Origin of the sequence: Micromonospora sp. NPDC000442, assembly GCF_042898635.1 — a bacterium.
Taxonomy (GTDB): domain Bacteria; phylum Actinomycetota; class Actinomycetes; order Mycobacteriales; family Micromonosporaceae; genus Micromonospora.
The window spans coordinates 136,983-149,443 of the sequence record NZ_JBIAYZ010000001.1; the positions used below are offsets into that span (position 1 = coordinate 136,983).

Annotated in this window: 9 protein-coding genes; 5 read left to right on the forward strand and 4 right to left on the reverse strand. The window is 71.1% G+C overall.

Annotated elements, in window-relative coordinates:
- Nucleotides 1–539: 539 nt before the first annotated feature.
- Together ACFY2A_RS00660 and ssd are read right to left on the reverse strand one after the other, a co-directional pair.
- On the reverse strand, nt 540–1,739 hold the full coding sequence (locus tag ACFY2A_RS00660) for a TadA family conjugal transfer-associated ATPase (RefSeq protein ID WP_387166704.1): 1,200 nt from the start codon (nt 1,737–1,739) through the stop codon (nt 540–542).
- Nucleotides 1,736–2,839 (reverse strand): septum site-determining protein Ssd, encoded by a 1,104-nt coding sequence (gene ssd, locus ACFY2A_RS00665; RefSeq protein ID WP_387166707.1) that lies wholly within the window; start codon nt 2,837–2,839, stop codon nt 1,736–1,738. Before ssd ends, ACFY2A_RS00660 begins: the two co-directional genes overlap by 4 nt.
- Nucleotides 2,840–3,102: 263 nt before the next feature.
- Between ssd and ACFY2A_RS00670 the strand changes: the two genes are divergently transcribed.
- Both ACFY2A_RS00670 and ACFY2A_RS00675 read left to right on the forward strand, forming a co-directional pair.
- Entirely contained in the window at nt 3,103–3,978 is an 876-nt protein-coding gene (locus ACFY2A_RS00670) for a hypothetical protein (protein ID WP_387166710.1), read from the forward strand.
- Nucleotides 3,975–4,430 carry a hypothetical protein gene (locus ACFY2A_RS00675; protein WP_387166713.1) on the forward strand — a complete coding sequence of 152 codons (456 nt, stop codon included), beginning with the start codon at nt 3,975–3,977 and terminating at the stop codon, nt 4,428–4,430. Before ACFY2A_RS00670 ends, ACFY2A_RS00675 begins: the two co-directional genes overlap by 4 nt.
- A gap of 61 nt (nt 4,431–4,491) precedes the next feature.
- Here the strand turns inward: ACFY2A_RS00675 and ACFY2A_RS00680 are convergent, their stop codons facing one another.
- Nucleotides 4,492–4,881, reverse strand: a complete 390-nt coding sequence (locus tag ACFY2A_RS00680) for a hypothetical protein (protein WP_387166716.1) — start codon at nt 4,879–4,881, stop codon at nt 4,492–4,494.
- A gap of 511 nt (nt 4,882–5,392) precedes the next feature.
- Here ACFY2A_RS00680 and ACFY2A_RS00685 point away from each other — a divergent pair.
- On the forward strand, nt 5,393–6,199 hold the full coding sequence (locus tag ACFY2A_RS00685; RefSeq protein WP_164446469.1) for an HAD family phosphatase: 807 nt from the start codon (nt 5,393–5,395) through the stop codon (nt 6,197–6,199).
- Nucleotides 6,200–6,326: 127 nt separating this feature from the next.
- Here ACFY2A_RS00685 and ACFY2A_RS00690 read toward each other — a convergent pair whose 3' ends face one another.
- Nucleotides 6,327–7,070: an oxidoreductase gene (locus tag ACFY2A_RS00690; RefSeq protein ID WP_387166719.1), complete on the reverse strand. Its 744-nt coding sequence runs from the start codon at nt 7,068–7,070 to the stop codon at nt 6,327–6,329.
- A 636-nt stretch (nt 7,071–7,706) separates the two neighbouring features.
- Between ACFY2A_RS00690 and acs the strand changes: the two genes are divergently transcribed.
- A complete protein-coding gene (gene acs, locus ACFY2A_RS00695; protein WP_387166722.1) occupies nt 7,707–9,701 on the forward strand; it encodes an acetate--CoA ligase in 1,995 nt (664 codons plus the stop codon).
- Between the two features lie 266 nt (nt 9,702–9,967).
- Nucleotides 9,968–12,373: an immune inhibitor A domain-containing protein gene (locus tag ACFY2A_RS00700; RefSeq protein WP_387167466.1), complete on the forward strand. Its 2,406-nt coding sequence runs from the start codon at nt 9,968–9,970 to the stop codon at nt 12,371–12,373.
- The last annotated feature ends 88 nt before the right edge of the window (nt 12,374–12,461 follow it).

Sequence of the window (12,461 nt, forward strand, 5' to 3'; positions counted from 1 at the left end):
GTCGCTGTGGTCGTTCCCGCTCGCGACCATCTCATCCTCGGCCGGTGCCGGTGTGCCGACCATCCGTGCCGCCGACGCCGCGACAGCGGGTGCTGTTCCCGACCCGACGCCACCGGGTACGCCGGCGGACCGACCCGGTCGCTGGCTTCCTCGCGGCCCCGGCGGACGGGACGCCGTAGGTGATGTCGACGGCCCGGACAACACGATCGGGGAAGCCGGCGGCCTGGACGGTCGGGCCACGACCGACGGGGGCGGTGGCCCGGGCTTCCGGGCCAGCAGGCGAACGCCGACCTGACGACGCCGCACCGTGCGGGCCGAGCCGACCGGCCCGACGGATCGGGCCAACGGGCTGCTGCCTGCCAAATCGCCCGCCCGGCCGACGTCGCTCGTCTCGCGCAGGGCAACGACCCACGCGACCAGCGGATCGTCGGCCGTTGTCGCGCCGTCCCCGGAGCAGCTCAGCACACGTCGGCCACGCATCCGGTGTGCCAGTGCCGCCAGGACTGGCAACACCGACACCGCCCACCACCACGCGCCACTCATGACGACACCGCCGATGTGGGCCAGGGCTCGCACAGGATCGGCGGCACCGGCACGTCGCGGTTGCGGATCAGCGTGCCGAGCGCCCGTGCCGCCACGCCGAGTCCCCGACCGCGAACCCAGGCGGGGACGGCGGTGACCAGCCGGTCGGGCCCTTCCGGCAGCAGCAGGCAGATGGACTCCAGCACGCGGCCCTGCGGGGTACGGCGGATCTGGAACACCACCTGAAGCGCCGCCGCCACCTGGGCGTGCAGGGCCGGACGCGGCAGCCCACCGAGCAGACCGAGCGCCTCCAGCCGGGCCGACACGTCCGGCGGGGTGTTGGCATGCAGCGTCCCCGCCCCGCCCTCGTGCCCGGTGTTGAGGGCGGCCAGCAGGTCGACCACCTCCGCACCCCGACACTCGCCGACCACCAGGCGATCCGGTCGCATCCGCAGCGCCTGCCGGACCAGCTCGCTCAGGCCGACGGCGCCCGATCCCTCCACGTTGGCCGTCCGGGTTTGCAGGCCCACCACGTGCGGGTGCACCGGCCGCAACTCGGCGGCGTCCTCGACCAGCACGATCCGCTCGGTGGTCGGTACCAGGCCGAGCAACGTGTTCAACAGGGTTGTCTTGCCGGAGCCGGTGCCGCCGATCACCAGATAGGCGAGCCTGGCCGCCACCACGGCGGCGAGCACCGGCGCCACCGGCCGGGCCACCGCACCCTGTGCCACCAGTTCGTCCAGCGTGAACGGCCGCTGCCGGAAGGTACGCAGCGACAGGTACGGCCCCTCGGTCGCCACCGGCGGTAGCACCGCATGCAGACGCGTACCGTCGGCCAGGCGTGCGTCGGCGCACGGCGAACCGTCGTCCAGCCGACGACCGGCCGCGGCCGCGAGCCGCTGCGCGAGGCGACGGACGTCGTCCGGAGTGCCCACCGGCACCGGCACCTGGTGCAGCCCCTGCCCACGGTCGACCCACACCCGCGCCCCGTTGACCAGTACGTCCGTCACCTCGGGGTCGGCCAGCAGCACGGCGAGCGGACCGGCGCCCACCAGGTCGTCGCGTACCCGGTCGGCGATCCGCAGCAGGGCGTTGTCACCGAGTACGGCGGCGTCGGGTTCGGCGCGTACCGCGGAAACGATCGCGGCCGGGGTGACCGGCGTGGTGGTGGCCGCGATCCGCTGCCGTACCCGGGCCGCGAGATTCTCGCCGGTCATGCCGCGCCCGCCGCAGGCTGGCCGGTAAGTTCGGTGACGATCCGCTGGCAGAGCTCGGCCAGTGGGCCGCGCCCACCGGCCGCCGGGGCCTCGCCGCGCTCCAGTCCCCGGCACAACCCCGGCTCCGGCCGTAGCGAGCCGGCCAGCGGCAGGCCGAGCGCTTTGGCGACCTCGGTGGCGCGTAGCCGGCCGGGGGCGGGCCCCCGGACGATGACGGACAGGTCGGAACAGTGCGGGGCGACCGCCGTGACCACCCGGGCCGCGGCGGCGGTCGCCCGCAGCTCGGCTGGTACCACCACGAACGCCCGGTCGGCAGCCTGAAGTGCGGTCACGGCGGCGTCGTCGAGTTGGCGGGGCAGGTCGACCACCACGAAGTCCCGGCCCCGCCGGGCGGCGTCCAGGGTGGCGGCCACCGCCTCGGCCGGTACCGCGATCAGGTCGCCACGGTCCCAGGAGAGCACCACCAGATCACCCCGGCTGGGCAACGCTCGCACCAGGGCCGGCGCGTCGACCCGCCCGTCGGCCCCGGTCAGTGCCGGCCAGCGCAGCCCTTCCATCTGCTCCCAGCCGAGCACCAGATCCAGGCCACCGCCGAGCGGATCGGCGTCGAGCAGGAGGGTACGCAGCCGTGCCCGGGCGGCGGTGACGGCAAGGCCACCGGCCAGGATGCTGGCACCGGCTCCGCCCCGGCCGCCGACCAGCGCGACCATCCGGGCCGAGGCCGTGGCCGCGCCCTCGATGCCGCACTCGGCGAACCGGTCCACCAGCCACGGCTCGGCCGCCGGCAACACGGCGACGTGTTCGGCGCCAAGCAGGTCGGCCATCTGCCAACCGGACTCGACGTCACCGGCCCGTCCCACCAGGACCAGCCCGGAACGGCGGGGCAGCCGCGCCCGCAGGCAGGGCTGCGCCTGGTCGCTGCCGACGAGGACCAGCGGGGATGGCCGCCAACGGGTGCGGGCGGCCGCCGGATCGGCGGCGACCTCCACCTCGACTCCGCCTGCGGCAGCGAGCCGGAGCAGGTCGTCGAGCAGGTCACCGTCCGAGGTGACGACCAGCGGCAGGCGCCGGTCAGGTGGGACGGAGGTACGGGATGGCATCGCGGCCTCCAAGCGGTCGGCGCGGGTTCACTGGGTCGAACCCTGCCGCCGCTGCCGCCCCGAACGCCGCCCCTGCCGGCTGGCCTGTGGACAACGAACCGCTGTGTGGACAACGCCCACAAGGGGCGTTGATCTGTTATGGGGACGGGCCGCACATCGCACCTATCTCGACCCTCGCCAACCGTGGCGGAACGTGACGCGCAACACGCATAATCGACGTCCTGTGCCGTCGGCAGAACGGCATTCCTCGCCGGATCGAGGTCATGACGCAGTCGCCAGATCACGAACATGCCCGTGTCGAGCCGAGGCTGCGGGTCGGCCCCTGGCTGTTCGACCCACGTTCCCGCGCCCGGCAGTTGGCGGCGCGCCCGGCTCCGCGGGCACTTCCGCCCGCGCCGGAGACACCTGGCGGGCCGGCCGTTCCGCCCCCGCCCCTACGGGCAGCCGCCGTCTCCGTCGAACCCGCCCACCGCGCACCCGGCCGAATGTCGCACCGGGTGGTGCTGGCCGGCCTCGCGGCCGCCACGCTCGGGCTCATGCTCACCGTGCTGTGGCCAGCAACCGAGCCACCGACGGTCGCGGCCCCCGACGTGCCGTCGGACTGGGTACCGCCGCCTCCGGGTGGCCCCGGGTCCAACCTGGACGGAACCGCGTCCGCCGGCGCCCCGTCGCCGTCCGCCGCGTCGTCCGTCGGCGGGGTCTCGTCCTCCCGACCACAACTCAGTCGCAGGGCGACGCCGGCCCCGTCGCCCACCCGGGCCGACTCATCGACAGTGCCCGCCACGCCGGACACCCGCCCCACTCCCACGCCGAGCCGGCCGGCGAAACCGCCAGCGACCACCCGGCCACCCCAGCCGGAGCACCTGCCCCCTGTGCCGGCATGGCGGGAGCGTGAGCTGCGCTCGGTCAGCGGCGGCAGCGAAACCAGCATCGAGTTCGTCAACCTTCGCTCGCGATCGGTGATCGTGTACTGGTTGGACCACCGTGGGCACCGGCGGCAGTACGCCGTGCTGCCCCCGAGCGAGTCGTATCGGCAGCACACCTACGTCGGTCACCCCTGGGTGGTGACCGACCGGCGAGGTCGCGCCCTGGTCTGCTTCGAACCGAAGCGCACACCCGCCCGCGCCGTGATCAGGTGACCGTCTTCCCAGCCGTCCAACTGACGGGCTGCTTTCCTGAAGCTCACGGTTTTGTGCTGCTCGACCCCGCGCGCCTCGACCGACACCTCGGTGCGGACAGCACGGGTCGCGACCTGCTGGATCTGTTCAGTACCACCGAGGCCGGTGACACCATCGCCCGGGAGGGAATAGCGCTACCGCTGACGGGTCTGACTGCCGGGTACTACACCGTGCTGGTGCGACACGCCGCGGATCATCCACCATGGCCTGCTCCGGCGCCCTCCTCGCCCGGCTGGATCCTGGGGTCGGACACTGGCTCGTTGCTGCTCTGCGGCATCGGCTACCTCCGTCACTGGAGGCCCGACCATCCGGAACACCGCCGGGTGACAGTGCCACCGGCTGGTACGAAGCCGAAGTCCGAGGACACCCTCAAGCCGAGGGAGCCGACGACGGTACGTACGAGTTCGTGCTGACCCCCAGTCCGGCCCGACCCGCCTTCCGCGCCGATCCGGCCCGACAGTTCGCGATGCCCACTTAGCGGACAGGGCCTCCGCCGAACCGGCCCCCGCTGATCACGGTGTCAGTCTCGATCTCGGCAGCCGTCCAAACGTGGGAGCAGAAGTCGTCGACCGCGACACCGCCATCCTTGAGAAGGGCGGAGGTCAGCGCCGCCAGGTCCGCCCGGCGCGAAAGTCGGTAGTCGATCTGCACGGCCCACTCAGGCCGCCGACCGACAGCCTGCTCAAGGTTCGCGATGTCCTCCGGCTCCCAGTCCTGGTACAGGCCGCTCGCCTCCTCCATCAGCCAGATGGACAGCCGAGTGTCTGTAGACCAGCCGCCGTGGCCCGCTACCGCCAGCTCGTCGAGAAGTCGCACGACTGCTGACCGTGACACAGCAGGGATCACGAAGGCGCTCTCGCTCATCCCGGCAACGTACAGAACGGCAGTATGGAGATCGTTTCCAGCGCTGATGATCCACCCTGATCGTCTGGTCAGCGGGGATGTCGCGATCCCGATCGGACCTCGGTACTTGGAAACGGCGCAGGATGAAGCCACCGACGGGATCGGGGACGACCTGTGACCTGCGGTGGAGCGCTTACCCGGGGGAAAGGGACGACCCCCGTCGGGGGGAGACGGGGGTCGTCGGAGGTTCGGCTCCGGGGGGGTCGAGCCGAACCTACTCAGCGGTCACGGGGGGTGCAACCGCCGAGGGTCTGCCGGTGTACGAGATATGAATGCTCGTGCTGTGAACAAGTCTGCCTGAGCGGACCTGTGTACGTCGAGTGGTGTAGCCTCCACTCCCTGCGAAATCCTGCTCGCAGCGTGTGACCGCGGTCACTGTTCGCAGGCGGGTGAGGGTCGGCCCGCAGGTCCGAGCGTTCTTCAGCCCCCGGGCACCCGCCGACCATAGACCATCGGGCTAGACTTTCGCGCCGTGGGCCGAAGTGCCGCTTTCTTCGATCTGGACAAGACCGTCATCGCCAAGTCGAGCGCCTTGGCGTTCGGCAGGCCGTTCTACCGGGACGGCCTGATCACTCGGCGTGACGTGGTCAAGTCGGCGTACGCGCAGCTGATGTTTCGGCTGGGCGGCACCGACGAGCAAACCATGGCCCGAACCCGCGACTATCTCGCCACGCTCTGTAAGGGGTGGCCGGTGGAGCAGGTCCGCCAGATCGTCGCGGAGACGCTGCACGAGCTGATCAACCCTTACGTGTACGCGGAGGCCGCCGCGCTGATCGAGGAACATCAGGCCGCCGGTCGGGACGTGGTGCTGGTCTCCGCCTCGGGCGAGGAGATGGTGCGCCCCATCGGTGCGTTGCTCGGGGTGACCGACGTGATCGCCACCCGGATGGGCGTGGTCGACGGTCGGTACAGCGGCGAGGTCGAGTTCTACGCCGCCGGTCCCAGCAAGGTCGAGGCGGTAAGCGAACTTGCCACCGCCCGCGACTACGACCTGGCCGACTCGTACGCCTACTCCGACTCGTACAGCGATCGCCCGTTGCTGGAGTGTGTGGGTCATCCGTCGGTGGTCAATCCGGATCGGCAGCTACGCCGGCTGGCGGTCGAGAACGCCTGGCCGGTGCTCGAGTTCCGGCACCCGGTGCCGCTGGGCCGGCGACTGCGCGAACGGCCCGCCGTGCCGGTCGCCGCGGCGGCGCTCGGCGTGGGCGTCGGGGTGGCCATCGGCATCGCCTGGTACGGGCGGCACCGCCGCACCCGCGCCAGCGCCTCGCCGGCCTGACCCGGCCGCACGCCCTCGTTCCGCCCAACGTGGCCGGCCGCGGACAGCCCCCTCGCCAAGCAGCCCTCTGCCGGTGCCGCGTTGCAGGCCGACCAGGTGCGCTCATGGGACACCCGCAACCGGACGGTCAGGCGGCCAGGATCTCGTCGCCGATCGCGGTGAGCTGGTCGGCGCCCACCTCGACGGCCGACATGTAGTGGCGGAGCCAGGAGCGCAGTCCGTCCGGTGTGCCGGTGGCGAAGGCGCCGGCCGCGCCCACGTACTCCGGCTCACGTTCCCGGTGCCCGACGTCGACGGCGAGCAGGCCACGTGGGTCGAATCCGGTGGAGAGCAGCACGAGACGGGCCGCGCCCCGGGCCACCACACCCGACGGGCCGGCGAACGGCCGCAGGTTGAGCAGTTCACCGTGCACGACGGCGGCCAGCACCAGCGGGGTGACCCGGGTGCCGCCGGCCACCAGTGTGGCCAACGCGTCGAGCCGGGCAGCGACCACCGGGTCGTCGATCGGGCGGCCCAGTTCGGCCTCGGTGACCACCTCGCGGGCGGCGAGCACGTGCAGTTTCGCCAGCGCCTGCCGGGGGGCCTTCGGCCAGAGTTCACTGAGCCCGGGCAGGGCTCCGGCCACCCGCAGCGCGCCCTGGAGCACCGGTTCGGTGACGGTGCCGGCGCGTACCGTCTCCCGCTCGTGGTGATGGCCCTCCAGCCCGGCGCTGGCCACCGCGGAGCGCAGGCTCACCTCGGCCGCGACCTGGCCGCCGTGGCGGCGCAACGCCCGGTGGCCGAGGGCCGCGTCGAACCGGTCGCGGGCGCGCTCCACGGCGGCGGCGATGTCGGCGAGGTCAAGCAGCGGCGCGAGCGGATCGGCGGTCACCCCGACACGTTAGCGACGATGCCGGTACGCCCGGGCGCGAGTCACCGGCAACGCGATCCCCGCCACCCGTCCGGCCCGGACGGAGACCACCCACCGGCCGGGCGGGGGCTGGCCCATCCACCGCGCCGGGCGGGGACCACCTGCCCGGCCGGGCGGGGGCCATCCACCGGCCGGGCGGGCGGCCCTCTGATGGGGCCGCGCCGGGAGGGCCGCAGTCGCGACATGCGGCATCTCGGGCTTTCACGCCGCCGGGAAAGCCCGGCATGCCGCAATCCGTGACAGACCCCGCCTTCAGTCGGTGACAGACCCCGGCCGCAACCCGTGACAGACCCCGGCCGCAACCCGTGACAGACCCCGGCGGCAACGCGTGACGGGCCCGGGCGTCGAACGGGCACGCCATCCGCAGCAGCCGCTCGGAGCAGCCCTGCCCTGCACCTCGGCGCGTGGGAGGGGCCGTTGAGCGACGGGCGCGTCGGGGATCGGTCGCCTCGCTCGGCCGCCGCGACTAACCTGCCCGGAAGAGACCCAGGTCACCCGAGCAACGAGGAGTCACCGCATGAGCGAGCGGCAGCGAGCGAACCATCAATGCAGCGCGCTGGTGCCTCATGCCGGCACGAAGCGAAGCGGAGTACCGGCATGAGCGAGGCACTGGCCAACCTGCTGAACGAGACGCGCCAGTTCCCGCCGCCGGCCGAACTCGCCGCTGACGCCAACGTCACCGCAGACGCGTACGCCGAGGCGGAGGCCGACCGGCTCGCCTTCTGGGAGCGCCAGGCGGCCCGGTTGGCCTGGACGAAGCAGTGGGATCAGGTGCTGGACTGGTCCCGGCCGCCGTTCGCGAAATGGTTCGTCGGCGGGCAGTTGAACGTGGCCTACAACTGTCTCGACCGGCACGTGGAGGCCGGCCGGGGCGACAAGGTGGCGATCCACTGGGAGGGCGAGCCCGGCGACAGCCGCACCATCACCTACGCCGACCTGCACCGGATGACCTGCCAGGCCGCGAACGCGCTCACCGACCTCGGGGTGACGGCCGGTGACCGGGTGGCGATCTACCTGCCGATGATCCCGGAGGCCGCGGTCGCGATGCTGGCCTGTGCCCGGATCGGCGCCACGCACAGCGTGGTCTTCGGCGGCTTCTCCGCCGACGCGCTCACCAACCGGATCCAGGACGCCTCGGCGAAGGTCGTCATCACCGCCGACGGCGGATACCGGCGCGGCAAGCCCTCCGCGCTCAAGCCGACCGTCGACGAGGCGGTGGCGAACTGCCCGTCGGTCGAGCACGTCCTGGTGGTCCGGCGTACCGGTGAGGAGATCGGCTGGTCCGAGCGGGACCACTGGTGGCACGAGACGGTGGAGCAGGCGTCGGCCGAGCACGCCGCGCAGTCGTTCGACTCCGAGCACCCGTTGTTCATCCTCTACACCAGCGGCACCACCGCCCGCCCGAAGGGCATCCTGCACACCACCGGCGGTTACCTGACCCAGACGGCGTACACCTCGTACGCGGTCTTCGACCTGAAGCCGGAGTCCGACGTCTACTGGTGCACAGCGGACATCGGCTGGGTGACCGGTCACTCCTACATCGTCTACGGCCCGCTCTCCAACGGCGCTACCCAGGTGATGTACGAGGGCACCCCGGACACCCCGCACAAGGGCCGCTTCTGGGAGATCGTCGACCGGTACCGGGTGACCATTCTCTACACGGCGCCGACGTTGATCCGCACCATGATGAAGTGGGGCGAGGAGATCCCGGCCGAGTACAACCTCTCCTCGCTGCGGCTGCTCGGTAGTGTCGGCGAGCCCATCAACCCCGAGGCGTGGATGTGGTACAGGCAGCACGTCGGGCGGGGTGAGCTGCCCATCGTGGACACCTGGTGGCAGACCGAGACCGGCAGCATGATGATCTCGCCGCTGCCGGGCGTGACCGCCGCCAAGCCGGGTTCGGCGATGGCCCCCCTGCCGGGCGTCGTCGCGGACGTGGTGGATGACCAGGGCCAGTCGGTGCCCAACGGCGGCGGCGGTTACCTCGTGCTGCGCGAGCCGTGGCCGTCGATGCTGCGCACCATCTGGGGCGACGACAACCGGTTCATCGAGACGTACTGGTCGAGGTTCGGCGCGGGGGCCAGTGGCGACGCCAACGACCCGTGGATCTACTTCGCCGGTGACGGTGCCAAGAAGGACGACGACGGGCACGTCTGGCTGCTCGGCCGGGTCGACGACGTGATGCTGGTGTCGGGGCACAACATCTCCACCACGGAGGTGGAGTCGGCGCTGGTGTCGCACCCGTCGGTGGCGGAGGCGGCGGTGGTCGGCGCGACCGACCCGACCACCGGACAGGCGATCGTCGCGTTCGCCATTCCCCGGGGCAGCACCGAGATCTCCGGCGACGCGGGTGAGCAGCTCATCGCCGAGCTGCGCAACCACGTGGCGAAGACGCTCGGCCCGATCGCCAAGCCCCGGCAGATCATGCTGGTGCCGGAGTTGCCGAAGACCCGCTCCGGCAAGATCATGCGGCGGTTGCTCCGGGACGTGGCGGAGAACCGTTCGCTGGGCGATGTGACCACGTTGCAGGACTCGTCCGTGATGGACCTGATCGCCTCCGGCATGAGCGGCGGCAAGTCCGACGAGGACTGAGCACAGGCGTACGACCAGAGGGGTGGCGGTCCGGCAGCGGACCGCCACCCCTCGTCACGTTGCGGGCGCCGCAACCGGATCGAGATGTGACAGTGAAAACGCCTGTCAACAAAAAGGTGCAACAAATTCGGCCGCGACTCTTCCCACCAGCCCCACCAGTGCCTAAGTTCACCACTGGCCCCATTCACGGGGGCCTTTTTCGCCGGCCCACAACCCCCGACGGGCCGGTTCCCTCAATCCGGAGGTACCACGTGCGGAAAGTCGCAGTGGGTCTGCTCGGGCTCTCGTTGACGGCGACAGGACTGACGGTCGGCACATCCGCCGCCGCCGCGCCGCAGCCGGAGACGCCGGCGGCCGCCCCGTCCATCGCGGAGCCCGCCCACGCCGAACACGACCTGCCGAACCCGCTGGAGGCCAAGCGCCGCGCCCTGCGCCAGGAGGGCCTCAGTGAGGTGCTCTCGGGCCGAGCCAAGGCCGAACGGATCAACGGCAGCACGGTGGTCAAGGTCGGCGAGCGGGCCACCCGTGGCGGTGCGGCCGGTCGCAACGCCAAGACCACCAAGCGCGGCCGAGGCCCCACCGAGAAGCAGTACGTCGAGCTGTCCCGGGAGCAGACCGACCGGATCTTCGTGATCCTCGCCGAGTTCGGCAACGACCGGCACCCCGACTATCCCGACCAGGACACCGATCCGGAGATCCCCGGCCCGACGAAGTTCGACGGGCCACTGCACAACGAAATCCCCGAGCCGGACCGGTCGGTGGACAACTCCACCGTCTGGCAGGCGGACTACGACGCCGACCACTACCGGAAGCTCTACTTCGGCACCGACCCCGGTGACGAGTCGGTGAAGCAGTACTACGAGGCCCAGTCCTCCGGCCGGTACAGCGTCGACGGCGTGGTCACCGACTGGGTCAAGGTCCAGTACAACGAGGCCCGCTACGGCCGCTCCAGCGGCTACCCCTGCGGCGGGATCGTCTGCAACAACGTCTGGGCGCTGGTGCGCGACGCCGCCAACAAGTGGGTCGCCGACCAGAAGGCGACCGGGCGGACCGACGAGGAGATCGCCGCTGACGTGCGGGCGATGGACGAGTGGGACCGCTACGACCACGACGGTGACGGCGACTTCAACGAGCCGGACGGCTACATCGACCACTTCCAGATCGTGCACGCCGGCGGCGACATGGCCGACGGCGACCCGATCCAGGGTGAGGACGCCATCTGGAGCCACCGCTGGTACGCGTACGCCTCCGACCAGGGCCGCACCGGACCGTCGAACTTCCCGGCGGGCGGTACCCAGATCGGCGACACCGGTATCTGGATCGGTGACTACACCATCCAGCCGGAGAACGGCGGTCGCAGCGTCTTCTACCACGAGTACGCCCACGACCTCGGCCTGCCGGACGACTACAACGTCGTCAGCGGCGGTGACAACAACAACGAGCACTGGACGCTGATGGCCCAGAGCCGGCTCGGTGCCAAGCACGACGGTGGCATCGGCGAGCGCGGAGGCGACCTCGGCGCCTGGAACAAGCTCCAGCTCGGTTGGCTCGACTACGAGGTGATCGTGGCCGGGCAGAAGCGGACGCTGACCCTCGGCCCGCAGGAGTACAACACCAAGGAGGCCCAGGCCGCCGTGGTGGTGCTGCCCGAGCGGGAGTACACCTTCGACAACGGCGCACCGTTCGAGGGTGACAAGCAGTTCTTCTCCGGCAACGCGGACGACCTCAACAGCACCATGACCCGGACGTTCGACCTGACCGGGAAGTCGTCGGCGACCCTGTCGATGAAGGGCCGCTACAGCATCGAGGCCGACTACGACTACCTCTTCTTCGAGACCTCGGTCGACGGCGGGCAGAGCTGGACGCCGCAGCCCGGCACGGTCGACGGCGAACCGCTGAAGGAAATCTCCCCCGGGCGGTTCGCGCTGGACGGCAGTTCCGACGACGAGTGGGTCGACATCGAGATCCCGCTGGACCAGGTGGCCGGGGACAGCGTCGCGTTCCGGATGCGCTACCAGACCGACGGCGGTGTCTCCGAGGGCGGCTTCTTCGGTGACGCCGTCACCCTGACCGCCGACGGCGAGACGGTCTTCACCGACGGTGCGGAGTCCGACGCGGACGGCTGGACGTTGGCCGGCGGGTTCGAGGTGGTCGAGGCAACGTACACGCGGAGCTTCGCGAACTACTACATCGCGGGCACCCGGCAGTACGTCTCGTACGACAAGTACCTCAAGACCGGCCCGTACTTCTTCGGGTACGAGAACACCAAGCCGGACTACGTGGACCACTACGCGTACCAGGAGGGGCTGCTGATCTCGTACTGGAACACCCGGTGGGCGGACAACGACACGTTCGCGCACCCGGGCGAGGGCCGCAACATGATCATCGACGCCCACCCGCGGCCGATCTACAACCTGAGCGGACAGCCCTGGCGGGCCCGCATCCAGGTCTACGACGCGCCGTTCAGTCTCAAGAAGGCGGACTCGTTCACGCTGCACCTGAACAGCCAGCCGCAGTACATCCGTGGGCAGGCCGCGCAGCCGCTGTTCGACGACACCAAGAAGTACTGGTTCCCGGAGCTGCCGAACCACGGCGTCAAGCTCCCGGCCACCGGCACCAAGATCAAGGTGCTGAAGCAGAACGGGATCTACACCAAGGTCCGCTTCTCCTGATCCGCCCGACCGACGACGTGATGCCCCGGGCAGGCCAGCTGCCCGGGGCATCACCCCTTCGGCACCCGCCGCGGGCCACGACCGGAGG

Bases quoted from the DNA above. Each gene is read 5' to 3' on its own strand.
- acs (WP_387166722.1), top strand. From the start codon at position 7,707: ATGAGCGAGGCACTGGCCAACCTGCTGAACGAGACGCGCCAGTTCCCG.
- ACFY2A_RS00670 (WP_387166710.1), top strand. From the start codon at position 3,103: ATGACGCAGTCGCCAGATCACGAACATGCCCGTGTCGAGCCGAGGCTG.
- ssd (WP_387166707.1), bottom strand. From the start codon at position 2,839: ATGCCATCCCGTACCTCCGTCCCACCTGACCGGCGCCTGCCGCTGGTC.
- ACFY2A_RS00660 (WP_387166704.1), bottom strand. From the start codon at position 1,739: ATGACCGGCGAGAATCTCGCGGCCCGGGTACGGCAGCGGATCGCGGCC.
- ACFY2A_RS00680 (WP_387166716.1), bottom strand. From the start codon at position 4,881: ATGAGCGAGAGCGCCTTCGTGATCCCTGCTGTGTCACGGTCAGCAGTC.